This is a genomic window from Streptomyces sp. NPDC107559 (assembly GCF_055657365.1).
The window spans coordinates 438,950-460,697 of sequence record NZ_JBVKBD010000006.1 but is presented as its reverse complement, the minus strand read 5'-3'; the positions used below and the strand labels follow the sequence as shown (position 1 = coordinate 460,697).

At 73.6% G+C, this 21,748-nt stretch carries 22 protein-coding genes; 7 read left to right on the top strand and 15 right to left on the bottom strand.

Annotation, left to right across the window (positions count from 1 at the left end):
* Nucleotides 1–62: 62 nt before the first annotated feature.
* The 5 genes from ACZ7OY_RS21155 to ACZ7OY_RS21135 form a co-directional block, all read right to left on the bottom strand.
* Nucleotides 63–842 carry an SDR family NAD(P)-dependent oxidoreductase gene (locus tag ACZ7OY_RS21155; RefSeq protein ID WP_471912778.1) on the bottom strand — a complete coding sequence of 260 codons (780 nt, stop codon included), beginning with the start codon at nt 840–842 and terminating at the stop codon, nt 63–65.
* A gap of 99 nt (nt 843–941) precedes the next feature.
* Nucleotides 942–1,526 carry a TetR/AcrR family transcriptional regulator gene (locus ACZ7OY_RS21150; RefSeq protein ID WP_471912777.1) on the bottom strand — a complete coding sequence of 195 codons (585 nt, stop codon included), beginning with the start codon at nt 1,524–1,526 and terminating at the stop codon, nt 942–944.
* A gap of 58 nt (nt 1,527–1,584) precedes the next feature.
* The gene (locus ACZ7OY_RS21145; protein WP_471912776.1) at nt 1,585–2,493 is read right to left on the bottom strand and encodes a phosphotriesterase family protein; all 909 of its coding nucleotides are present in this window, start codon (nt 2,491–2,493) and stop codon (nt 1,585–1,587) included.
* On the bottom strand, nt 2,490–2,870 hold the full coding sequence (locus ACZ7OY_RS21140) for a DUF4865 family protein (RefSeq protein ID WP_471912775.1): 381 nt from the start codon (nt 2,868–2,870) through the stop codon (nt 2,490–2,492). The genes ACZ7OY_RS21145 and ACZ7OY_RS21140 overlap by 4 nt, the downstream gene beginning before the upstream one ends.
* A 12-nt stretch (nt 2,871–2,882) precedes the next feature.
* Complete coding sequence (locus ACZ7OY_RS21135) at nt 2,883–3,455, bottom strand: TetR/AcrR family transcriptional regulator (protein WP_471912774.1); 573 nt, start codon at nt 3,453–3,455, stop codon at nt 2,883–2,885.
* Nucleotides 3,456–3,671: 216 nt separating this feature from the next.
* Here ACZ7OY_RS21135 and ACZ7OY_RS21130 point away from each other — a divergent pair, with 216 nt between their 5' ends.
* On the top strand, nt 3,672–3,962 hold the full coding sequence (locus tag ACZ7OY_RS21130; protein WP_471912773.1) for an SHOCT domain-containing protein: 291 nt from the start codon (nt 3,672–3,674) through the stop codon (nt 3,960–3,962).
* A gap of 58 nt (nt 3,963–4,020) precedes the next feature.
* Entirely contained in the window at nt 4,021–4,230 is a 210-nt protein-coding gene (locus tag ACZ7OY_RS21125; protein ID WP_471912772.1) for a hypothetical protein, read from the top strand.
* A 100-nt stretch (nt 4,231–4,330) separates the two neighbouring features.
* Here the strand turns inward: ACZ7OY_RS21125 and ACZ7OY_RS21120 are convergent, their stop codons facing one another.
* On the bottom strand, nt 4,331–4,855 hold the full coding sequence (locus tag ACZ7OY_RS21120; protein WP_351608561.1) for an ATP-binding protein: 525 nt from the start codon (nt 4,853–4,855) through the stop codon (nt 4,331–4,333).
* A 178-nt stretch (nt 4,856–5,033) separates the two neighbouring features.
* Nucleotides 5,034–5,357, bottom strand: a complete 324-nt coding sequence (locus ACZ7OY_RS21115; RefSeq protein WP_351608564.1) for a hypothetical protein — start codon at nt 5,355–5,357, stop codon at nt 5,034–5,036.
* 374 nt (nt 5,358–5,731) lie between these two features.
* Between ACZ7OY_RS21115 and cds1 the strand changes: the two genes are divergently transcribed.
* Nucleotides 5,732–6,856, top strand: a complete 1,125-nt coding sequence (cds1, locus tag ACZ7OY_RS21110) for an L-cysteine desulfhydrase Cds1 (RefSeq protein WP_385530709.1) — start codon at nt 5,732–5,734, stop codon at nt 6,854–6,856.
* Between the two features lie 211 nt (nt 6,857–7,067).
* Here cds1 and ACZ7OY_RS21105 read toward each other — a convergent pair whose 3' ends face one another.
* Both ACZ7OY_RS21105 and ACZ7OY_RS21100 read right to left on the bottom strand, forming a co-directional pair.
* Nucleotides 7,068–7,538 carry an SRPBCC family protein gene (locus tag ACZ7OY_RS21105; RefSeq protein ID WP_351608568.1) on the bottom strand — a complete coding sequence of 157 codons (471 nt, stop codon included), beginning with the start codon at nt 7,536–7,538 and terminating at the stop codon, nt 7,068–7,070.
* 73 nt (nt 7,539–7,611) lie between these two features.
* Nucleotides 7,612–8,451: a DeoR/GlpR family DNA-binding transcription regulator gene (locus tag ACZ7OY_RS21100; RefSeq protein WP_471912771.1), complete on the bottom strand. Its 840-nt coding sequence runs from the start codon at nt 8,449–8,451 to the stop codon at nt 7,612–7,614.
* A 571-nt stretch (nt 8,452–9,022) separates the two neighbouring features.
* On the opposite strand from ACZ7OY_RS21100, the gene ACZ7OY_RS21095 reads away from it, so the two are divergent.
* Nucleotides 9,023–11,263 carry a hypothetical protein gene (locus ACZ7OY_RS21095; RefSeq protein WP_471912811.1) on the top strand — a complete coding sequence of 747 codons (2,241 nt, stop codon included), beginning with the start codon at nt 9,023–9,025 and terminating at the stop codon, nt 11,261–11,263.
* Here the strand turns inward: ACZ7OY_RS21095 and ACZ7OY_RS21090 are convergent.
* The 4 genes from ACZ7OY_RS21090 to ACZ7OY_RS21075 form a co-directional block, all read right to left on the bottom strand.
* Nucleotides 11,233–13,680 (bottom strand): right-handed parallel beta-helix repeat-containing protein, encoded by a 2,448-nt coding sequence (locus ACZ7OY_RS21090; protein WP_471912770.1) that lies wholly within the window; start codon nt 13,678–13,680, stop codon nt 11,233–11,235. The two genes, ACZ7OY_RS21095 and ACZ7OY_RS21090, sit on opposite strands and share 31 nt — an antisense overlap.
* A 125-nt stretch (nt 13,681–13,805) precedes the next feature.
* Nucleotides 13,806–14,411: an Rv1733c family protein gene (locus tag ACZ7OY_RS21085; RefSeq protein ID WP_471912769.1), complete on the bottom strand. Its 606-nt coding sequence runs from the start codon at nt 14,409–14,411 to the stop codon at nt 13,806–13,808.
* 237 nt (nt 14,412–14,648) lie between these two features.
* Nucleotides 14,649–15,470 (bottom strand): MOSC domain-containing protein, encoded by an 822-nt coding sequence (locus ACZ7OY_RS21080; protein ID WP_471912768.1) that lies wholly within the window; start codon nt 15,468–15,470, stop codon nt 14,649–14,651.
* A 42-nt stretch (nt 15,471–15,512) separates the two neighbouring features.
* Entirely contained in the window at nt 15,513–15,971 is a 459-nt protein-coding gene (locus ACZ7OY_RS21075) for a DUF6643 family protein (protein ID WP_384723608.1), read from the bottom strand.
* A 296-nt stretch (nt 15,972–16,267) separates the two neighbouring features.
* Here ACZ7OY_RS21075 and ACZ7OY_RS21070 point away from each other — a divergent pair, with 296 nt between their 5' ends.
* The gene (locus ACZ7OY_RS21070) at nt 16,268–17,650 is read left to right on the top strand and encodes a TerD family protein (RefSeq protein ID WP_471912810.1); all 1,383 of its coding nucleotides are present in this window, start codon (nt 16,268–16,270) and stop codon (nt 17,648–17,650) included.
* A gap of 21 nt (nt 17,651–17,671) precedes the next feature.
* On the opposite strand, the gene ACZ7OY_RS21065 is transcribed toward ACZ7OY_RS21070, so the two are convergent.
* Nucleotides 17,672–18,922 carry a glycosyltransferase gene (locus tag ACZ7OY_RS21065; protein WP_471912767.1) on the bottom strand — a complete coding sequence of 417 codons (1,251 nt, stop codon included), beginning with the start codon at nt 18,920–18,922 and terminating at the stop codon, nt 17,672–17,674.
* A gap of 39 nt (nt 18,923–18,961) precedes the next feature.
* On the opposite strand from ACZ7OY_RS21065, the gene ACZ7OY_RS21060 reads away from it, so the two are divergent.
* Both ACZ7OY_RS21060 and ACZ7OY_RS21055 read left to right on the top strand, forming a co-directional pair.
* Nucleotides 18,962–19,747, top strand: coding sequence for a glutamate racemase (locus tag ACZ7OY_RS21060; RefSeq protein WP_471912766.1), 786 nt, complete (start codon nt 18,962–18,964; stop codon nt 19,745–19,747).
* A gap of 128 nt (nt 19,748–19,875) precedes the next feature.
* Nucleotides 19,876–20,421, top strand: a complete 546-nt coding sequence (locus ACZ7OY_RS21055; RefSeq protein ID WP_471912765.1) for a hypothetical protein — start codon at nt 19,876–19,878, stop codon at nt 20,419–20,421.
* A 46-nt stretch (nt 20,422–20,467) separates the two neighbouring features.
* Here ACZ7OY_RS21055 and ACZ7OY_RS21050 read toward each other — a convergent pair whose 3' ends face one another.
* On the bottom strand, nt 20,468–21,496 hold the full coding sequence (locus ACZ7OY_RS21050) for an O-antigen ligase family protein (RefSeq protein ID WP_471912809.1): 1,029 nt from the start codon (nt 21,494–21,496) through the stop codon (nt 20,468–20,470).
* Between the last annotated feature and the right edge of the window lie 252 nt (nt 21,497–21,748).

Below are 21,748 nucleotides of genomic sequence, written 5' to 3'. Positions count from 1 at the left end.
GCGCACCGACCACGCACGCGTAGGCGTACATGGTCGGTACGCCTGCGCGCACGGCCGTTCCGTCACAGCACCGCACCGCCGTCGATCACCAGATCCGTGCCCACCACCGACGCGGCCGCGTCCGAGGCCAGGTACAGCACGGCCTGGGCCACCTCCTCGGTCGAGGAGACCCGGCCGAGCGGGGACAGCTCCTTCATCCGTACGTCGCGGTCCGCCGGCGACTCGCCGGGCCGCAGCGACATGGCGGTGTCGGCCGGGCCGGGGCTGACCGCGTTGATGCGTACGCCGTCCGCGATGTGGTCGAGCGCGGCGCCGCGGGTGAGGGCGGAGACGGCGGCCTTGGACGCCCCGTAGGCGGCGAGCCCGCGCGCCTGCTTGTGGGGCCCGAGGTTGGAGGAGACGTTGACGATCGTGCCGCCGCCCGGCTGGCTGCGCATCTGACGGATCTCGGCCCGCAGGGCGAGGAAGACGCCCGTGACGTTGACGTCGAGCAGGGTCTGCCAGTCCTCCTCGGGCACGTCCGCCACCGGCCCGGCGCCGCGGAAGACCCCCGCGTTGTTGACGGCGATGTCGAGCGAGCCGAAGCGGGCCACGGTCTCCCGGACCAGCGCGTCGACGTCACCGGCCCTGGTCACGTCGGCGACGACGGCGACCGTCTCGCCGCCGCCGGCCGCCGCCGCGAGCGCGACGGTCTCGTCGAGCGCGGCTCGTCCGCGCCCGGCCACGACGACCCGGGCCCCCTCGGCGGCGAACGCCAGCGCGACGGCCCGACCGATCCCGGATCCTCCTCCGGTGACCAGGGCGGTGCGGCCGGTGAAACGGGCGGAGCGAGTGCCGGACATGACGAGACGTTCCCTTCGTGACGGATCCCGGGGGATCCCTGCGACGGATCCCGGGGGATCCCTGCGACGGATCCCGGGGGATCCAATTTTCCGAACCGTTCATTCCAGTATGGCGAGTGCCTGCTCCGCCGCCTCCCGGACCCGCGCCGGGTCGGCGGAAGCCTTGCCGACCACCCGCAGCCCCTGCATGAGGACGAGCAGCATGCGGGCCACCGCCCGGGGTTCGCGGTGCGCGGGCAGCTCGCCCTGGGCCTGGGCGCGGACCAGCGCCGAGTGCAGCAGCGTCTCCAGGTGCTCCCAGCTGAGCTCCACGCGCCGGGCGGCCGCGCTGTCGTGGGGGGCCACCTCGGCCGCCGTGTTGGTGACGAAGCAGCCCCGCGTACGACTGTCGTCGGCGGCGGCCTCCGCGGCGAACCGCCGTACCACCGCGCGTACGGCCGGCAGTGCCGGGCCGGGCTGGGACAGCTCGCGCAGCAGCAGGGGGTCCCGTGTCTCGCCGTACCGCTCCAACGCCTTCAGGTACAGGTCGTGCTTGTTGCCGTAGGTGGCGTAGATGCTCGCCCGGCCGATGCCGAGCCGCTCCACCAGGTCGGCCATGGAGGTCGCCTCGTACCCGCGCTGCCAGAACAGTTCGAGTGCTGCGTCGAGGGTCGCGTCCGGATCGAATTCCTTGCTCCTGGCCATGACCGGACGCTAGAACAATGCAGAACGATCGGTCAAGTATGGTGGGTGTGGAGTCCGCTCAGCGCCACTCGACGCCGAAGGCCCGGCCGGCGTTCTGTATCAGGATGCGGTCCACCAGCTCCTCGCCCAGGGCCGCCGCCAGCCGCGGCCGCACCCGGCGCAGCAGATACGGCATACCGGGACCACCGCCCACCGAGCGGGCGGCCGCCGTCGTGGTGTCCCCGCCGAGCAGCAGCCGGTCGCCGTGTCCCGCGTCGGCGAGTGCGCGGACCGCGTCGGGCATCCGCCAGTCGGTGGCGTGATGGGCGCGCGAGGGCCCGTCGAACGCCAGATAGCAGCCCGACGCGGCGGCCTGGCGGTGCAGCGTGCCGTCGGGGAAACGGTTCAGGTGCCCGAGGATCACCCGGTGCGGCGGCACACCCGACTCGCCGCACAGCAGGTCGAGTACGTCCAGCGCGCCGGTGCCGAGTTCCAGGTGCACGGCGATGGGCGCACCGGTCGCATGGTGGGCCTCGGCCGCCGCGGTCATGGTCCAGCGGGCGTGCGCGTCGAGCGTGTGGAAGCCGCCGGCCACCTTGATCAGTCCGGCGCGCACTCCCGACGTGCCGATGCCCGAGGTCAGTTCGCCGACGAACACGTCGGCGAGGCTGCCGCGCAGCCGGCCGAGCAGCGCCTCGTCGTAGTGCGCCGCCTGGTGCAGGCCCGTTGCGGTTACCACGTGCACCCCGGTCTCCCGGGACAGCGCCGGCAGATCGGCCGCGCGGCGGCCCAGACCGTACGGCGTCCACTGCACGACGCTGCCGCCCCCCTGCGCGCGGAACGCGGTCAGCTCCGCCCGTGCCGCGGAGGCACTGCGCAGCTCCTGCCCCGGGAGCAGAGGGCTGCCGAAGAACAGGTGGTCGTGCGCGTCGCACACCCCGAGCCGCTCGGGCGGCACGTCCCCCAGCACCGTACGGACCGTGCTCACCACTGTCTGCCCCGCGGCAGCGTGTCCCGTCCCGGCGCCGACAGATGCAGCACCTCGAACACCTCCCCGTCCGTCTCGGGCGTGTCGTGCTCCCAGAGGGAGAAGTGGACCGACTCCCAGCGGCTGGTGTCCACGGCCGCCGCCGCGAGCACCGCGCCGTCCTTGCGCTGCACCCGGCCCTCGCCCTCCAGGACGTGCAGGACCTGCCCGTGGGGATGGCGGTGCCAGGCGGTGTGTGCGCCGGGTGCGAAGTGCACGTCGAACAGGTGCAGCCGGGACGGGGGGCCGGGGGCCGCGATCGCGTCGAGCCAGACCGTGCCGGTGAAGTGCTCCGCCGGGCCCTGCCTCGTCTCGGGGCGCTGCCGGGTGATGTGCATGCGTGAGTGCTCCTAACGGGGGGCGAGCAGGGAGAGCAGTCCCCGGACGCCCGTGTCGAAGGCGGCCGGCGAACCGGAGGCGCGGGCCAGGACGTAACCGCCCTGGACAGTCGCGAGGATCGTCGCCGCGATCTCCTCGCCGTCGAGTCCGGGCGGGAACTCGCCCTGCTCCACGCCCTCCTCGACGATCCCGGCGAGCCGTTCGCGGATCCGGTCGAGCGCCTCGTCGACCGGGGCGCGCAGCGTGTCGTCGGCGACGACGTCGGGGTCCATGGTCAGCCGCCCGATCGGGCAGCCGCGCAGCACGTCGCGCTCGCGCAGGAGGTACGCCCGGATGCGCTCGTACGGAGTGCCCGGACCGTCGAGGAGGGAGCCGGTGGTGGCCAGCAGCTCCTCGGCCGTCCGCCGGATGGCGGCCAGGGCGAGGTCCGGCTTGCCCTTGAAGTGGTGGTACATGCTGCCCTGCCCGGCGCCCGCGCGCTCCAGGATCGCCTTGGGGCTGGTGCCCACATAGCCGCGCTCCCAGAGCAGGTCCCGGGTGGACTCGATCAGTCGTTCCGAGGTGCTCATGCCGCCACTGTACATACTAGTAGTTACAGAAATCTCGGAGGCCGGGAAAGAGGTCGGGGAGCGGCCTGGAGACGGCCGGGAGACGTCGGGGAGCAGGCGCGGACCGTCCGCGTACTCCCGGGGCGGTACGCGTACTGCCGCTGGCCGTACGACGACCCGGACCCCTTCCGTGGGCGAGTCTCGGGACATCACCGAGAACCCGTCCACCGTCTCACCGAGGAGATGACCGAGATGACCACCCTGGCCGACTGGCACGGCGGACCCGGCCCCTGGATCCTGTTCTTCCCGCTGATCTGGGCGGCCGTCGTGGCCGGCGCCGTCACCTTCCTGCGCCGCACCGCCCGGCGCGGCCGTCGCGGACCGTGGCAGGCGGTCGGCGACCCCCGTCCGTCCGGTGACTCGCCCGTCGCGATCCTCGGCCGCCGCTTCGCCTCCGGCGAGATCGACGAGGACGAGTACTGGCGCCGACTGTCCGTCCTCGACGAGCAGTTCGGCCGTACGGACAAGGGCGGCGCGGCATGACGGCGGCCACGGTCACGCGGGCGGCCACGGTCACGCGGGCGGCCGCGGGCTCCTCGCCGTGGTGAAGGACCAGGGTGACCACGAGCCGGCCGTACGAGCCCCGGAAGGCGTGGGCGTCGACCGAGCCTGCTGCGGCGACCTGATCGGCTTCCTGGTCTGGGCGTTCGACCTGGGCCCTGCGTCGGCCGCGGCGGAGGGCGGCACACCGGCGCCGGACCACGCGGACGGCAGCCGCGACACGGCGCGCAGGCCGGCGGACGAGGCCTGACGACGGGCGACACCGCCCGCCGCGACCTCGGCGACACCGCCCGCGGCACCTCGCCCACGGCGCGCGGCAGACCCGTACGGCCCGCCCGGTCACCGCCCGGTCAGCCTGCAACGGCCGACCGGGCGGGAGCATGGGCGGGCCTGAGGCCGTCGGTCGTGACCTCGACCTCCGTGAACAGGTGCGCGGGTTTGTCCGCGACCGTACGGCGTGCCGGGCGGGCCGGCGCGGAGACGGTCGTGGGGAGCGTGAACCACACGACCTTGCCGGACTCGCCGTCCGGCCGGACGCCCCAGCTCTCGCTCACCGCGGCGACCATGGCGAGCCCGCGTCCGCAGGTGGCCAGGGGTTCCGCGTCGTCGACCACCGGGAGCCTGGGGTCGTGGTCGCGCACGGAGACGGTCAGCCGGTCGACCACCAGCTCCATCTCCACTGTGCACGTCTTGTCGGGCTGGGCATGCCGGTGGACGTTGGTCAGAAGCTCTGTCACACCGAGCGCGGCCCGGTCGATGAGGGGGTCCATATGCCAGTAGCGCAACTGCGCCGATACGATTCTGCGGACCTGGCCGATCCGCGACGGCAGGGCTTGGAGCTCCACCGTGCAGTGCCTGCTCGGGTGACTGATCACGGCTGCGACTCCCCGACGTGAGGTCCGGAAGAACACGAAGTTCGGTTCCAGCAGGACGTGGGGTGAAGCTGCCGCCTGCTGTCATGTCCGGCGGGCTGGTTCGCAGCGTTATCGCCGGTAAACCCAGAGTGACGTGAGAACAGCGTGACCCAGTGGGGTCCGTGCCGCAACTCGCGACTCAGCCGCCCCGTCCGGCGGCCCGGCGTACGGCCTCGATGAACCGTCGTGCCGCGGGTGGCCCCGGCTCGCCGGGCGCGGGGTCGTGGTCACCCAGGGTCAGCAGGTACCGGTTGCCGTTGAGGTCCGCCAGGGCGCGGTCCTGCGGCGCGAACCAGGGCTTCGACGCCCGTACCGCCTGCACCGGCGCGCTGTCGATCTCGCTGCCGTAACTCGTGAGCAACTCCAGCCTGCCGCCGCTGATCCGGACCTGCCCGGCCCGGGTGAGCGAACGCAGCCGCTTGCCGATCCGCACGCCCGTCGCCGTGAACTCCGGCTCCGCCATGCCGTTCCGCCCCCTTGTGCGCCTGGTGCGCCGGACCGCGCTGCCTTGCGGGTGATCCGACCCGTGGCGTGATCCAGCCCGTCTCCGTGATCCAGTGTGCGCCCCCGTGCGGGGACCTCGCCCCGCCTGCTGAAGTCTGCCCGCGTACCGCGTCGAGCACCAGTGCGTACGACGTCTCGGCAGCGCGCACCCGGAGCACTCGCGTGAATGCGCCCCCCGATCTGCGCCAGGTCGGCTCCCGCGTCAGTTCCGCAGGCGTTCTTTGGGCCGCTCAAAGATGTGTTTATGCAGGTGAGAAGTGGTGCGGAGGGTGCTTATGATCGAGGCGTCGGGCGCGCCAGGCGCCGTCGGCGCGAAGCGTTAGGAGCACCGCCGTGAGTACCTCACAGCAGACCCGGACCGGCGAGACCCTCGACGTCGACCGCAGCGACGCTGCCTATCGTGACTGGCTGAAAGAGGCGGTCCGCAAGGTCCAGGCGGACGCCAACCGCTCGGCCGACACCCATCTGCTGCGTTTCCCGCTGCCCGAGCGATGGGGTATCGATCTCTATCTGAAGGACGAGTCGACCCATCCCACCGGCAGTCTCAAGCACCGCCTGGCCCGCTCGCTGTTCCTCTACGGTCTGTGCAATGGCTGGATCCGGCCGGGGCGCCCGGTGATCGAGGCGTCCAGCGGCTCGACGGCCGTCTCCGAGGCGTACTTCGCGAACCTGATCGGCGTGCCGTTCATCGCGGTCATGCCGCGCACGACGAGCGCCGAGAAGTGCCGCCTGATCGAGTTCCACGGCGGCCGCTGCCACTTCGTCGACGACTCGCGCCGGATGTACGAGGAGTCGGCCCGCCTCGCGGCGGAGACCGGCGGGCACTACATGGACCAGTTCACCTACGCCGAGCGGGCCACGGACTGGCGCGGCAACAACAACATCGCCGAATCCATCTTCCGTCAGCTGGAGTTGGAGCGGTTCCCGGAACCGGCGTGGATCGTCGCCACGGCCGGCACCGGCGGCACCTCCGCGACCCTCGCCCGCTACGTCCACTACACCCAGCGCGACACCCGCATCTGTGTCGCCGATCCGGAGAACTCCTGTTTCTTCGAGGGCTGGACCACCGGGGACCAGGACGTCACCTGCGACCGCGGCTCGCGTATCGAGGGCATCGGAAGGCCCCGCATGGAACCGAGCTTCGTGCCCGGCGCGGTCGACCGCATGATGAAGGTCCCCGACGCGGCGAGCGTCGCCGCCGTGCGCGCCCTGGAGCAGGCCATCGGCCGCAAGGCGGGCGGCTCCACCGGGACCGGGCTGTGGAGCGCCCTGAAGATCGTCGCCGAGATGGCGGCCGAGGGGCGCCGGGGGAGTGTCGTGACGCTGCTGTGCGACCCCGGGGACCGCTATCTCGACAAGTACTACGCGGACGAGTGGCTGGCCGAACAGGGCCTGGACATCACGCCGTACACGGCGGCGATCGAGTCCCTGCTGAAGACGGGCGTCTGGCCGGGCTGAGCTCCGGCGACCGACCGGCTCCGTCCCGCCGCGCGACCGGCTCCGTGACGCCGACCGGCTCCGTGACGCCGACCGGCTCCGTCACGCCGCGCGCGACCGGCTCCGTCACGCCGCGCGCGACCGGCTCCGTCACGTCGCCCGCCGGGCGGTGCCGCGGCGCCGGGGCGCGACGCGCAGATGCGACGCCGGGCCCCGCTTCTGTCCGGGGCTCCTATGCGGCCAACCGCCGGTCCAGCGTCCCCACCGCGTCCCGGAAGGCCTTGCCGAGTCCGGGCCGGGCCAGCCGCAGTACCAGCCGGAACGCCGTGTTGCCGTCCGCGGCGAACGTCCACTGCACGCGGGTGCCGGTGCCGACCGGGGTCAGCCGCCACTCCTCGACCAGGGCCCGGACACCCGGCGCGTTGCCCGAGTCCACCCGGTAGGCATAGACCTCGGGCCCGTCGGCCGCGAGAACCGTCTCGTGGAAGTGCCCGCCGCCCTTGAGCCGGATCTCCCGTCCCGCCCCGCCGTCGGTCGGCCGGGCGAGCGTCACCGCCGGGAACCACTCGGCCCAGCCGGGCACATCGTCGGCGAGCGCCTTGAAGACCTGCTCGGGAGCGGCGGTGATGTCCCGCGTGAAGACCAGGCGCAGGGGCGCGGTCTCGACGTGGTCGAGTCCCACCGGGCGTAGACGGCGAGCCATCGTGAGGCCCTTCCTGTCGACGGTCGGAAGACAACGGGCGGCCGAACGGGCAGCCACGCTAGCCGACTTGCCGTCAGATGTCAGTGTCCTCGTCGGGTTCGTCCGGCTCACCGGCCACCACCAGACGCCGCACATGCTCCGCGATCTCCGTGCGGACCCGGGCCGGCAGCCCCGAGTCGGTCACCCAGGTGTCCACCTGGTCCAGCGCCGCGAACGAACTCAGGCCCACCGTGCCCCACTTGGTGTGGTCGGCGACCACGACGACCCGCCGGGCCGACTGCACCAGACGCCGGTTGGTCTCGGCCTCCGCCAGGTTCGGCGTCGACAGGCCCGCCTCGACCGATATCCCGTGCACACCGAGGAACAGCACGTCGAAGTGGAGCGCCGCGATCGCCTGGTCGGCCACCGGCCCCACGAGCGAGTCCGACGGTGTGCGCACGCCGCCGGTCAGCACCACCGTCGCCGTGCCCGGCCGCTGGCCCGAGGTGCGCTGCGCCACGTGGAAGACGTCCGCCACCCGCACCGAGTTCGTCACCACCGTGAGGTCGGGCACGTCCACCAGACGGTGCGCCAGCGCGTACGTCGTCGTACCGCCCGAGAGCGCGATCGCCGAGCCCGGGGCCACCAACTCGGCGGCGGCGCGCGCGATGTCTTCCTTCGCGTTCAGCTCCAGACCCGACTTGGCCTCGAAGCCCGGCTCGTGCGTGCTCGCCTCGGCCACCGGCACGGCGCCGCCGTGCACCTTCTCCACGACGCCCTGCCGGGCCAGCGCGTCCAGGTCACGGCGTACCGTCATGTCCGACACGCCCAGCTTGCGGGTCAGTTCGTTGACCCGGACCCCGCCACGGCGCCGGACCTCGTCCAGGATCAGGGCGCGCCGCTGCTCCGCGAGGAGGTTCTGATTCTCACTCACGTACGCTCCGGTCCTTTCGCCTAGGCCGTCCGACAGGCCCGCATACCTGCTCCGACAAGGACATTCTTCCCGTCCACGATGCGCGGGCGTCCCATCCTCGCATGTGGGACCAGGGGACGCGCCACCACCCGTACCGACGCGCACATGCCATCCAAGGGCGCGGGGCCGCCCCGCTTGTCACACGTATCGGGGAGATTCGGCGACAGGAGGTGTACGACACGCCCGGAGCGGAGATCCTTGAGGCCGCACGGAGAGCTGCCGACGGTGCGTCACGGGGGAAGTGCGAACAGTGGAGCGTGCACAGGAAAGAACACGGGACCATCCGCGGCAGGCCGCGCGAGAGCCCGCGCAGGACCCCGCGCGAGCGCCCGCGGAGCTCACGCAGGAGTGCGCGGAGCCCACCCGGGAGCGTGTGCAGGATCCCCCGCACGACCCCGCGCGGGAGCGCACCACCCGCACCACCCGCACCACCGGCACCGAAACGGCGGCCGCCCCCGACGTGCGGCCCGCGGTGCCGCGCCCCGCCCTGGAGCTCCTGGTCCACGGGGTCGGCGGGGCCACGCCCGAGAAGATGCTGAACGACCCGCGCACCGTGCGGATCACCGGCGACGACACGGCGGCCGTGTACCGGCGGGCCGAGGACGTCGACGCCGAGCGCGGCCCCGCCGACCGCCACCCGGGCCCGGTGCCCGAGGCCTACGTCTGGTCCAACCTCACCTCCGGCGACGGCACCCGCGCGCTGTGGCTGTTGCTGCTGCCGTTCATGGTGGTCAACCTCGCCCACTGGATGCGCCCCGGCGCCCGGGGCCGGCCGCGCGCGGTGCGCCTGTACGGGCTGCTGGTGCGCCTCGCCGCACTGACCCTGACCGTGCTGCTGGTCGCGGCCGTCTGCGAGGTCGCCCTCGACCTCACGGCCTGGCAGTGCGCGGGCACCCCCGCCTGCGCCGCACGCCACTCCTGGCTGGGCTTCCTGGCCCCCACCGGCCCGGACGGCGGCTGGTGGAGCCACCCCGGCCGCAGACTCGCCCTCGCCTCCGTGGTCCCCGCCGTCCTCACCGCCCTGCTCTGCTACCTCTCCCACCGCACCTGGAGCGCGTACGAGTCCCAGCAGCCCCTCGTGCACGCCGCCGGACCCGAGACCCGCGCCGACCGCACGGCACTGGGGCGGCCCGGCTTCTGGTACGGACGCCGGCTGGTGGCCCGGCTGCGCGCGGCGCACACCGCGGCCGGTCTGCTCACAGTCGCCGCTGCGGTGGCCGCTCCGGCCGCCCGCTTCGACCGGCAGCCGGGCGGACCGGCCGCCCTGGACACGCTCGGCCGGCTGCTGGAAGCGGCCCTGCTGGCCGCGGCGGCCGCCGTGGTCTGGGTCGTCTGCCGCCGGGGCCGCAGCGAACACCGCCTCGACCGGGCGCTCGACGGGCACCTCGTGCACCGGCTCCCGCCCGCCGCCCTCACCCTGTTCCTGCTCACCCTGGTGTACGCCGGCTGGGAACGCCCCCACTGGCGCTCGCACGGACGGCTGGCGGGCGACGCGACCTTCGGCACCCTCGCCCTCGCCCAGGGCCTGATCGTCCTCGCGCTCGCCGCGGTCGCCCATGTCCTGTACCGCAGCGACCCCGCCCCGCGCACGGTGCTGCGCGGTCTGGCCGGACCCGCCGTCGCGCTGCTGGCCTGCGCCCTCGGCGGGGTGATGTCCGGCGGTGTGTCCCAGCGGGTCGCCGACTGGCTGGACGGCACCAAATCCTCGATCCCCGGACCGCCGGTCCTGCTCACCTGGCAGGCCTCCGTCATCCCCGGACTGCTCGCGGCCCTGCTCGTGCTCTGCGGCGGGCTGGGACGCGCCGCCTGGCGGCTGCGCCGGGCCGAACAGGCGGCCGTCGACCGCGACTACCCCGCGGAGAACAAGGACCCGGCCCGCACCCGCCGTATCGCCGACGCCCGCGCGATGGCCTCCCTCACCGACCGCGGCCCCCTCCTCGTCGCCGTCACCGCGGGGACCACCCTGCTGCTGGGCAGCGCGGCCCTCGTCGGCGCCCTGAGCACGGGGCAGACCCCGGCCGGTGCCGCCGACGGCACACCCGCATGGGTGCACGGCGCCGCCGACGCCGCGCAGGCGATCGGCTCCTGGCTGATCGGACTGGGCTTCATCGTCTTCGTGACCTGGGGCCGACGGGCCTACAAGGACGCCACCGCCCGGCGCACCATCGGCATCCTGTGGGATGTCGGCACGTTCTGGCCGCGCGCCGCCCACCCCTTCGCCCCGCCCTGCTACGCCGAGCGCGCCGTCCCCGACCTGACCTGGCGGATGGCCACCTGGACCCGCGACACGGGCGGCCGCCTGGTGATCTCCGGGCACTCGCAGGGCAGCGTGCTCGCGGCCGCCGCCGTCTGGCAGCTCAGACCCTCCGAGCGCGGCCGGGTCGCCCTGCTGACCTACGGCTCCCCGCTCGAACGGCTCTACGGCCGTTGGTTCCCGGCCCACTTCGGGCCGGGCGCGCTGAGCTCGCTGCACCGGGAGGTGGCCTGCTGGCGCAACCTCTACCGCCTCACCGACCCCATCGGCGGCCCGGTGCGCCTGCCCGGCGACTGCGGTCCCGAGGTGGACCGTGCGCCGCTGAAGGACCCGATGGCGTACGGCCGCACCGACCGGCACCCGCTGCCCGCTCCGGTCCTCGGACACTCCGACTACCAGGCCGACCCGGTCTTCGCGCGGGAACGGCAGCGACTGCTGGCCCGGTTGCGGCCGGACCTGCCGGGCCCCCGTCCCGCGGGCGGCCCGCCTCAGGACGGTTCGGGCAGGTCCTCGGCGTAGAGCAGGGTCAGGTCGTCCGTGCTCGGCTCCGCGACCTGGGCGACCCGGCCCGCATGCCGCTCCACCATCGCCTCGAACGTCTGCCGGGCCGTACGGCCGTTGCCGAAGGCAGGGCCCTTGGGCAGGTCCGTGAAGTACTTCAGCAGGGCCTGCGCGGTCCCCGGAGCCAACCGGTACTCGTGCTCCTCGGCCTGCTGCTCCACGATCCGCAGCAGTTCCCCGGGGCCGTAGTCGCTGAAGGTGATGGTCCGGGAGAAGCGGGACGCCACACCGGGGTTGACCGACAGGAACCGTTCCATCTCGGCCGTGTACCCGGCGACGATCACCACCACCGCGTCCCGGTGGTCCTCCATCAGTTTCACGAGGGTGTCGATGGCCTCCTTGCCGAAGTCGCGGCCGGAGTCCTCCGGGGAGAGCGCGTAGGCCTCGTCGATGAACAGCACCCCGCCACGCGCCCGTTCGAACGCCTCCTGGGTGCGGATCGCCGTGGAACCGATGTGCTCGCCGACCAGGTCCACGCGGGACACCTCGACCAGATGCCCCCGCTCCAGCACGCCGAGGGAGGCGAGGATCTCGCCGTAGAGGCGGGCGACCGTCGTCTTCCCGGTGCCGGGGGAGCCGGTGAAGACGAGATGACGTTTGACGGAGGCCGCCTTCAGCCCGGCCTCCCTGCGGCGCCGGCCCACCTCGATCATGTCGGTGAGGGCCCGCACCTCCCGCTTGACGCTGTCCAGGCCCACCAGCGCGTCGAGTTCGCCGAGCACGGCCGTGGAGGTGCGCGCCTGCTGCTCCGGCGGCGTGGCGGGGAGCAGCGGCTCCTGCTCGGTGACGCGCTGGCCGGGGATGGCGCCGAGCAGCCCCGCGGACCGGGCCGCCGTCTGCTGCACGGTCTGCTCCGGCTCCGGTGCCCGGGGCGCCCGCACCCCCGCGCTCTCGTCGCTCGTGCAGTCCTCGACGACCGGACCCGATCCGGGCGCGGCGTCCGGGCCGCCCTCCGCGAACTCGTACCCGCCGCGCGCGCAGCGCTCCGTACGGCACTTGCGCAGCGTCGTACGGCAGCCGTCGAGCACATGGAAGCCGTAGCCGGCGCTGCCCGTGACCCGGCAGCCCAGGAAGCTGCCCCGGCCGCCCGCCGAGACGTAGAACCCGGCCTCCGCGGGCGAGTCGACGGTGCACCGCTCGATGGTGGGGTCGGCGCCCTTGGTGACGATCACGCCGGTCTGGGTGCCGTCCACGGTGCAGTTGTTGAGGGTGCCGCCGCTGCCGTGGTCACGGAACCAGGCCCCGGTGGCCGCGTCCCGGATCCGGCAGTCGTCGAGTTGCGCGGTGGCCCCGTCGCTGACCGACACGGCGGTGTTGCGGACCTGGAAGAGATCGCTGTCGACGACGTCCGCGCGCGAGCCGCGGTCCAGGACGAACAGCGCGTCCGGCACGTCGTGCACCCGGCAGGAGTCGAGGACCACGGTCGCACCGTCGCTGACCCACACGGCCGGGTAGTCGCCGGTGCTGTCGAAGATCTCGCACTGGTTGGCGTCCACGCGCGTGCCCGGATCCCACACCGACAGCCCGTTGCGGCCGAATTGGCGCACCGTCGTGCGGGTCAGCGTCAGCACGGAGCGGGACCGCAGGTCGACCGCGTTCTCGGGGATGTCGTGGATCCGGCAGTCGGCGAGCGTCAGCACCGCGTCGGTGTCCAGGGTGACGCCGTCGGCCGTGGTGCGGTGCACATCGCAGTCCGTGAGGTGGGCGGTGGCCCGTGCGGTGATCTGCACACCGCTGCCCCGCACCTCGTAGACCTCGCAGCCCACCGCCTCCAGCGCGGAGTTGTCCCCGGTGACGCTCAGTCCGGCACCGGAGGTGTGGTGCACCCGGCAGCGCTCCAGCCGCGGATGGCCGGCCGCGCGCACCATCACCCCTGACTGCCCCGAGGCGACGACCTCGCAGTCCTCGAACACCCCGCCACCACCGTCGACCACGGCGATGCCGATGCCCGCCGGGTTGTCGACGGTGCAGCGCCGCACGGTGGGCCGGGCGCCGCCGCGCACCTCTATGCCGGCCGCGGACCGGGTGACGATCCGGACGTCGTGCAGCTCCGGCGAGCCGTCCTCGACCAGCAGCGCCGGCGCCGCCGCGTCCTGTCCCTCCACGTGCAGGTCCTGGACGACCGCCGACGCACGGACCGTCAGCGGCACTCCGTCCAGGGGCGCGATCCGCACCGAACCGGCCGAGCCCTCGGGACCGCGCAGGGTCACCGCCCGCTCGACGACGAGATTCTCCCGATAGGTGCCCGGGGCGATGGTGAGGACGTCACCTTCGGCCGCGGCCTCCAGGGCTGCGGCGAGCGACGCGTACTCACCTGTGCGGCGCCGCCACCTCGAAGTACCGGTGTGCGTCACCTGGACCGTGCCCTGTGCCATGGCGTTGCCGTGCCCCCACCTCGTCGTACGCGGGTCGATGCCGAAGTATCGGCCGGTCCACCGTAGCGTGCGTACGCACGGTGGATTGACCAGAGGCCGAAGGCGGCCGGGCGGACGCCGTGCCCTCAGCTGCCGGTGCCGGTCCGGCCCCAGTCCGGGCCCGCCCGCTCCCAGGCCCGGTCCCAACGCGTGTACCGGCGCCGGACCATGCGCCACAGGACGAGCCGTCTCATGCCCTCGACGAGTCCCACGGTCAGCATGGCCGCGCCCAGTCCGGCGAGGACGGCGTGCGTCGTCGCCGTCACCGGGTCCATCGGGCGGGCCACGAGGGTGCCGTGCACGTCGGTCCACAGGGTGAAGTGGTCGCCGCTGTGCGGGGTCTTGAGGGTCGTGACGACCGGGCCGTGGTGCGCGGTGCCGTCCGGTGCTCTCCAGTCGGCGGTCACCCGGCTGCGGCTGTCCCGCAGGGCGGAGACCTCCGGATCGGCCTCCAGCGGGGAACGGGTCAGCCGGCGCAGCACGGTGGCCGTCACCTCGTACCGCGCGGCGTGCTGCGCACGGACCGCCCGCTGGAGGGCGTCCTGGGCGGCGCCGCCGACGAGGAATCCGGTCACCGGCGTGACGAGCAGGACGAACAGCAGGGCCACGAGGGCGAGCCAGGCCTCCACCAGGTCGGTCGCGCGTCGCAGCGGATTGTGCCGCCAGCGCCAGAGCCCGCCGATCGCTCGCACCGAGACGCCACCCCCTCACCCCTCCGTGTATCCCCGTGCGCGACCGTTCACGCGTGGGTCCGGTCGAAGAGAGCGAACTCACCTCCGGCCCGGGCCTTGCACGAACTGCTCGCGAAAATCCCAACGAGCGGGTCCCGGCGCAGGGTTCCCGAACCGCGTCGGCATTCCGCGGGCGCGCGAGGAGCTGACGCACCGTCCGGGCGGGCAGGCGTCCATACGGGCAGGCGGCAGGCGGGCTCAGTCGAGGATCGTGACCGGGTCGCCGACCCGGAGCGTGCCGGGGGACTCGGGCACCAGGTTCTGGCCGAAGATCAGACCGCCGTCGATACGGCGGTGCCGGCCCAGGACGTGCAGCGGCTCCTTGCCGCGCCCGCCGGTGGTCTGGTCGGTGGTGGTCACGACGCAGCGCGCGCACTTCTTGGCGACCCGGAAGGTCACCTCGCCGACGGCGATACGGCGCCATCCGTCCTCGGCCCAGGCTGTGGTCCCCGACACCACGAGGTTCGGCCGGAAGCGGTTCATGGGCAGCGGGCCCTCCGCGGCGTGGCGGCCCTGCGCGATCAGCGTGTTGAGGGCGTCGAGGGAGGCGGTCGTGGTGACCAGCAGCGGGAAGCCGTCGGCGAAGGAGACCGTCTCCCCGGGCAGCGCGAACCGGGGGTCGACCGGACGGCGCACGGCGGGGTCGTCCATGTGCACGAGACGTACGTCGGCGTCGAGGAAGGCACTGCACCAGGCGTGGGCGGCGGCGTCGGCGGGCACACCTTCCACCTTGTCGCCGAATATCTCGACCGGCACGGTCCCGGCCGGCTGCGGCTCGGGGACGGTCAGCGGTGCACGGCCGGGCGCGGACAGCCGGACGCCGCCGGGCAGGAGCTCGGCGGCGGCCTGTGCGAGGCGCGGCTGCTGGCGTTGTGTGACGACCTTTCCCCCGTCGTCGATCAGTACCCAGCGTCGGTCTCCGGCCAGCCCCCAGGGCTCCACGACGGCTTCCCGGAGCGACAGTGCCCGGAACGCCTTGACCGGATGGACGTGAATCGACAGCAGGTCCGCTTTCTCCATGATTCCCATCGTGCCAGGTGGCACCGACGGGCCGGGAACGGATCAGTAGCCGCCGCGGTACTGCTGCTGGTTGCCGTACGGATCCTGGTAGGGAGCCGGAGCGGGCCGGGCGGCCGCGGGACGCATCGCCTCGTAGCCCATGCCGGGCTGGACCGGGCGGGGCTGCTGCGGCTGCGGACCGGGGTAGCCGCGGGGCGCCGCCTGCTGCGGGACGTAGGCCGCGGGCGCCTGCTGCAGCGGGGAGGGCTGCTGCGCCTGCGGGTAGCCGTAGCTCGGCTGGGAGGGAGCCGGGGGCAGGGCGGGCAGCGCCGAGGGGAGCGCGGGCAGGTTGCTGCCCATCGACGGAAGGCTGCTGCCCATGCCCATGTCGTACGCGGCGGGGACCCGGATCGGGGCGATCTGCGGAGTGCCCCGTTCGGCCACGAGCGAGTCGTAGATCGGGGTGTCCGGGAAGGAGGCGGAGTAGTAGCCGCCGCCATAGGTGGAGCGGGGGGAGGTCATGGCACATAAGTTAAGCCCACGATGTGCTGGTTGGGGAGACCGATAAGAGGGTTGTTTTCCGCGTCCGTAGTGACCTGGGATCCCCAATGCGAGCGAACATGGGAAAAAGGGGCACCAAGCAGGGGGTCGATCGTGTAAAGCCCGAGTTCCGGAGGGGTTACCGGTGGTTGACCTCCCGGGTTTCCGTCTCTCCATGGGAGTTCGCCACCGCGCGCAATAGGTTGGTTCCGTAGGCAACCCGATGGGTGCCGGGACCTGGCCCGGCGAAGTGGGATGTGATGGGGGCGGACATGTCAATGTCGAAGGGATCGAATACGCCGGTGCCGACGACGGCACTGCGCGTCGAATTGGGCTGGGGAGCCGGTGCCGGGGTGCCGGACGCCGATGCCTCGGCGCTCCTGCTGGTCGGCGGCAAGGTCCGCTCCGACGGGGATTTCGTCTTCTACAACCAGCCCGTGCACTCCTCCGGCAGCGTCCGGCACGAGGGGAAGCGACGGGACGGCGGCGGCCGGGTGACCGACACCCTTCTCGTCGACCTCGCGCGCGTGGAGCCCGCCGTCGAGACCGTGATCCTCGCCGCCTCCGCCGACGGCGGCGCGTTCGGGCAGATCCCCGGTCTGTACATCGAGGTCCGGGACGCGGAGCGGGGCACGGTCCACGCGCGATTCGACAGCACGGGCGCGACCGTCGAGACGGCGTTCGTGCTGGGCGAGTTCTACCGCCGCCAGGGCGCCTGGAAGTTCCGGGCCGTCGGCCAGGGCTACGGCAGCGGGCTGGCGGGACTGGCGACGGACTTCGGCATCGCCGTGGACGAACCGCAGCACCCGGCACCGGCCGCCCCGGTCCCGGCACCGGCCGCCCCGGCCCCCGTCCCGCCGGTGCCGGCCCCCGCCCCCCGGGATCCCACCCTCGTCACCCCCATGAACCCGTTCGGCGCTTCGCCCGCGGCTCCTCCTATGCCAGTGTCCCCGCCGCCGGCGGTCCACCCGGCGACCATGCCGGCGCCGGCCCACCAGGCCCCGCCGCCCCCCGCCCAGCCGGTCCGGCTGTCCAAGGTCACCCTCACGAAGTCCACGCCGTCCGTCTCGCTGACCAAGCAGGGCGGCACCTCGGGCGCCATGCGCGTGAACCTCAACTGGGAGGTGCGCAAGCAGTTCTCGGGCTGGGGCAGCAAGCGCGGCCGGGCCGTCGCGCTGCACAGAGACCTCGACCTCGACCTGTGCGCCCTGTTCGAACTCGCCGACGGCCGCAAAGGGGTCGTACAGGCCCTCGGCAACGCGTTCGGAGCCCTGAACCGGCCGCCGTACATCCACCTCGACGGCGACGACCGCACCGGCGCCACGGCGAGCGGCGAGAACCTCACGATCAACCTCGACCACGCGCGCGACTTCCGGCGCATCCTCGTCTTCGTGACGATCTACGAGGGCGCCCGCTCCTTCGCGGACCTGCACGCGACGGTCACCCTCACCCCGCAGTACGGCGCCCCGATCGACTTCTCGCTCGACGAGTGCACCGTCCCCTCCACGGTGTGTGCGCTCGCCCTCATCACCAACACCGGCGGTGACCTGGTCGTCCAGCGCGAGGCCCGCTACCTGGTGCCCCAGCGCGGAGTGAGCCCGCAGCGGACCGTCGACCAGACCTACGGATGGGGCATGGACTGGACGCCCGGCCGGAAGTAGGCGAGGCCGGTCCGGGGCGACTCAGCCCTCGTCGGCGACGGCTTCGGGACGCGGATAGGTGCGGCCCTTCCAGGCTGCACCCCGGCCCCGGTAGTGCTGCACCGCGGAATCGACCGTCATCAGCAGGTACAGGAACGCGGTGAACGGCAGCAGGGGAGCCAGCCACCGCGACTGCCGGTAGTAACGCAGCATCGGTACGTACGTCCCGGCCATCACCAGCCAGGCCGCGCCGCCGAGCACGGCGGTCGCGGGATCGCCCAGCGCCGCCCCCACGACCAGGGTGACGGGCGGCGCCAGGTACACCAGCGCCAGCCCGCCGACCGTGCCGGCCAGCAGCAGGAGGCTGTGGCGCAGTTGCGCGTAGGCGCTGCGCGAGACCATCCGCCACAGATCACGCAGTCGCGGATAGGGGCGCACGCTGTCCACGCCGTCGGCCAGCCCGAGCCAGACACGGCCCCCGGTGCGCTTGACGGCCCGCGCGAGGGCGACGTCGTCGATGACGGCGTGCCGGATGGAGTCCGGGATCCGGGCCCGCTCCGCGGCCTCTGCGCTCACCAGGACACAGCCGCCCGCGGCGGCCGCCGTCCCGGTCCTCCCCTTCTTCTCACCCGCCGTTCCTTCTTTGTTCTTCTCGTCGACGTTCTCCTTATTTCTTTTACTGATGCGGCGGAACGGATAGAGCTGGGCGAAGAAATAGACGAAGGCGGGCACGACGAGCCGCTCCCACAGGCTCTCCACCCGCAGCCGCGCCATCTGCGAGACGACGTCGAAGCCTCCGGTGCGGGCGCCGGCCACGAGCCGGCGCAGACTGTCCGGCGCATGGGCGATGTCGGCGTCCGTGAGCAGGAGGTAGGCGGGCCCACGCGTGCGTGCCAGGGCGATGCCGTGCCGCACCGCCCAGAGTTTGCCCGTCCAGCCCGCGGGCGGCTCGCCCGGCGAATCCACCGTCAGCGGCAGCCCGCCGTGCCGTCGCGCCAGCTCGCGCGCCAGTTCCCCGGTCCCGTCCCGGCTGCCGTCGTCGACCAGGAAGATCTCCGCCCGGCCCGGGTAGTCCTGGGCGAGCAGCGACGGCAGGCTCGACGGCAGCATCGCGGCCTCGTCGCGCGCCGGTACGACGACACAGACGGACGGCCAGGTCCTCGGTTCCCGCAGCGCCGGCAGCCGCACGTCCGTACGCCAGAAGAAGCCCTGGAAGAGCAGCAGCCACAGCCAGGCGGCGAGAGAAGCGGCGGCGATGCACGTGATGGCGCTCACCCGCGCAGTCTGCCCCACCGTAGGGGCGCGCAGCAGCCCATCGTCTATCGTGGCCGGGTGAAGATCGCGCTCATGGACTCCGGAATCGGCCTGCTGGCGGCCACCGCCGCGGTACGGCGCCTGCGGCCCGACGCGGATCTGGTTCTCTCCCTCGACCCCGACGGCATGCCCTGGGGGCCGCGTACTCCGCAGGACCTCACCGGGCGTGCCGTGGCCGTCGCGGAGGCCGCCGCCGCGCACCGGCCGGACGCCCTCATCGTCGGCTGCAACACCGCCACCGTGCACGCCCTGGACACCCTGCGCACCCGTCTCGAACCGGGCATCCCGGTCATCGGCACGGTTCCCGCGATCAAGCCGGCCGCCGCGGGCGGCGGCCCCGTCGCGATCTGGGCCACGCCCGCCACCACCGGCAGCCCCTATCAGCAGGGGCTCATCCGGGACTTCGCCGGCGGTGTGGCCGTCACCGAGGTGCCGTGCTGGGGCCTGGCCGAGGCCGTGGAGCACGCCGACGAGGCGGCCATCGAGGCCACCGTGGCCGCGGCCGCCGCGCTGACCCCCGCGGACGTCACGACCGTGGTCCTCGGCTGCACCCACTACGAGCTGGTCGCCGACCGCATCCGGGCCGCCGTGCAGCGCCCCGGTCTCCCGCCGCTCGTCCTGCACGGCTCCGCCGGTGCCGTGGCCGCGCAGGCCCTGCGCCGCATCGGCGGCGTCCCCGCCCCCGATGCGCCGGCGCTCGGTTCGGTGACGGTGCTGCTCAGCGGGCGTGCGGGCGCGCTGCCCGAGCCTGCGCTGGCGTACGCCGAGGGGCGGCTGTTGCAGGTGGCCAGCCCCGCCTCCTGACGGACGGGCCGCCCCCGTGCCGGACGGGCGCCCGGCGGACGCCCCCGCTCCGCCGCACTCGCCCGGCCGGCGGAGCCAACCTGCGCGACGCAGTACCCGTACGGTGAAACCTGAGTAATCTCATTGCCATGAGGGACCGCCTCCAGGACGTGGACACTCCGCACCCGGACATCTGGACCGGGCGCGCCACCAACCGCTTCCAGTGGCTGCTGGCGCTCGGCGGTGCCGCCTGCATGGCGCTCGGCATCGAACTGGCCGTCGACTCCGCGTGGACCTCCGGCACGGCCGCGCTCGCCATGGCCGTGGTCGGCTGTATCGCGGCCGGTCTGCTCGTCCTCTTCGGCACCCTCGCCTTCGTGCACGTCGACCTGAAGCTCGACAAGGAGTCCCTGGAGGTGCGGTGCGGCCACATCGGCGTGCCGCGCCGCCGTATCCCGCTGGCGCAGGTGGCCGGTGCCGACTTCGCCCCGCTCGTCACCCCGCGCCACTGGGGCGGCTGGGGTTACCGCTGGCGGCCCGAGAAGGGCACCGCGGTCGTCGTGCGCCGGGGTGAGGGCGTGGTGCTGCGGCTGTGGGACGGACACACCTTCACGATCACCGTGGACGACGCCGAAGCAGCCGTACGGGTCATCCGGGACCGGCTGCGCTCCAACGCGCACGGCCCGCTGCACTGAGGACGCGCGGGACCGCCTGGACCGGTGCGCCGGGCATCCGCCCCGGTCACGGGGCCGGCCGGCCGCCCCGCGCGCGTACCCTCGGTTCGCCCATTCGATCCGATGCGTCCGGCGCGGGCTCCTGGTCCAGCGGCCGCGCCGTGGCCAGCCCGGCCAGGAGCCCCGCGCCGACCGACACCGCGGTGAAGCTCAGCGCGTCGCCCACCGAGGCGATGGCCGCCAGCGCCGTCAGCGCCGCGCCCGCGGTCAGTACGACGGGGGTGGGACGCGGCGAGCGCCACAGCGCGCCCAGCAGCCAGCAGAAGGCGGCCGCGAGCAGGGCCACACCCACCACACCCTGTTCGGCGGCCAGCTGCAACGGCGCCGAGTGCGGCTTCCCGTCGGACGGCGTCGCGGCGGCCGCCGTGGCGCTGAGGTCGCCGAAGCGTCCCGGGCCCACGCCCAGCGCGCTCTCCCGGCCCGCCAGGTCCAGAGCGTCGTGCCACAGCTCTACCCGGTGCGTCGTGAGCCCGCCCTCCAGGGCCGAGGTGAGCCCGTCCGGCAGCGCGTTCCCGGCGACCGCCCAGGTCAGGCCCGTGACCAGGGCGGCGGTCAGGGCCAGGAGCGCGATGCCGGGACCCCGGCGGCGCATCCGGCCCGTGGCGAGCGAGTACAGCAGCACCGCGACGCAGGCGGCGGCGCCGACGACCGAGCCGCGCACGGCCGCGGTCACGGTGATCGCGGCCGCCAGCAGACACGCCGCCAGCCGTGCGGCCGGGGCGGGCGCGGCCCAGGCGGCGCAGCACGCGGAGCCGGCCGAGAGGGTCAGCAGGGCCGCGGTCGCCCCGGCGGGTCCGAGCGGCGCGACGATCTGCGGTCCTGGCGCGAGATGCGGCACGGTCAGGGTCAGTACCAGCCCGGCCAGTGCCCCGGCGCAGGGTGCCGCCACCGGCAGCAGCGCCCCGAAGATCCGCCCGGCGGCATAGCCCGCCGCCACGGCGAGCAGCGCGAGCAGCACCCCCTCGGGGCGGCCGTCGTGGGCGGCCGCCGTCAGCAGGGACCAGGCGGCGCAGGCCCCGAGCACCAGGACGCCCACGCCGTCGAAGGCGTTGCGTCTGTCACCGTCCGCCGCCGGACCGGCAGCGGACGTCCTCCCCGTGAACTCCACCCCGTCCCCCCGCACCCGGCCGCCCCCGACCCGTGACAGTCCCGTCGTCCGGCCCCCGCCGCACGACCGCCTCCGCGCCGACCGCGACCGGCCCCGCAGCGAAGACTCCGGCCCACCGTAACGGCTGATGGACGGTTTGTGGATGAGCTGTGCGGCACCCCGCAGAAACGTTGCCGCAAG

What these genes read in the sequence shown, in the direction of transcription:
- ACZ7OY_RS21105 (WP_351608568.1), bottom strand. Translation starts at nt 7,538, where the DNA reads ATGGCTCGCCGTCTACGCCCGGTGGGACTCGACCACGTCGAGACCGCG.
- ACZ7OY_RS21115 (WP_351608564.1), bottom strand. Translation starts at nt 5,357, where the DNA reads ATGGCGGAGCCGGAGTTCACGGCGACGGGCGTGCGGATCGGCAAGCGG.
- ACZ7OY_RS21155 (WP_471912778.1), bottom strand. Translation starts at nt 842, where the DNA reads ATGTCCGGCACTCGCTCCGCCCGTTTCACCGGCCGCACCGCCCTGGTC.
- ACZ7OY_RS21130 (WP_471912773.1), top strand. Translation starts at nt 3,672, where the DNA reads ATGACCACCCTGGCCGACTGGCACGGCGGACCCGGCCCCTGGATCCTG.
- ACZ7OY_RS21075 (WP_384723608.1), bottom strand. Translation starts at nt 15,971, where the DNA reads ATGACCTCCCCCCGCTCCACCTATGGCGGCGGCTACTACTCCGCCTCC.
- ACZ7OY_RS21150 (WP_471912777.1), bottom strand. Translation starts at nt 1,526, where the DNA reads ATGGCCAGGAGCAAGGAATTCGATCCGGACGCGACCCTCGACGCAGCA.
- ACZ7OY_RS21055 (WP_471912765.1), top strand. Translation starts at nt 19,876, where the DNA reads ATGAGGGACCGCCTCCAGGACGTGGACACTCCGCACCCGGACATCTGG.
- ACZ7OY_RS21095 (WP_471912811.1), top strand. Translation starts at nt 9,023, where the DNA reads ATGCTGAACGACCCGCGCACCGTGCGGATCACCGGCGACGACACGGCG.
- ACZ7OY_RS21135 (WP_471912774.1), bottom strand. Translation starts at nt 3,455, where the DNA reads ATGTACAGTGGCGGCATGAGCACCTCGGAACGACTGATCGAGTCCACC.
- ACZ7OY_RS21090 (WP_471912770.1), bottom strand. Translation starts at nt 13,680, where the DNA reads ATGGCACAGGGCACGGTCCAGGTGACGCACACCGGTACTTCGAGGTGG.
- ACZ7OY_RS21080 (WP_471912768.1), bottom strand. Translation starts at nt 15,470, where the DNA reads ATGGAGAAAGCGGACCTGCTGTCGATTCACGTCCATCCGGTCAAGGCG.
- ACZ7OY_RS21140 (WP_471912775.1), bottom strand. Translation starts at nt 2,870, where the DNA reads ATGCACATCACCCGGCAGCGCCCCGAGACGAGGCAGGGCCCGGCGGAG.
- ACZ7OY_RS21070 (WP_471912810.1), top strand. Translation starts at nt 16,268, where the DNA reads ATGTCGAAGGGATCGAATACGCCGGTGCCGACGACGGCACTGCGCGTC.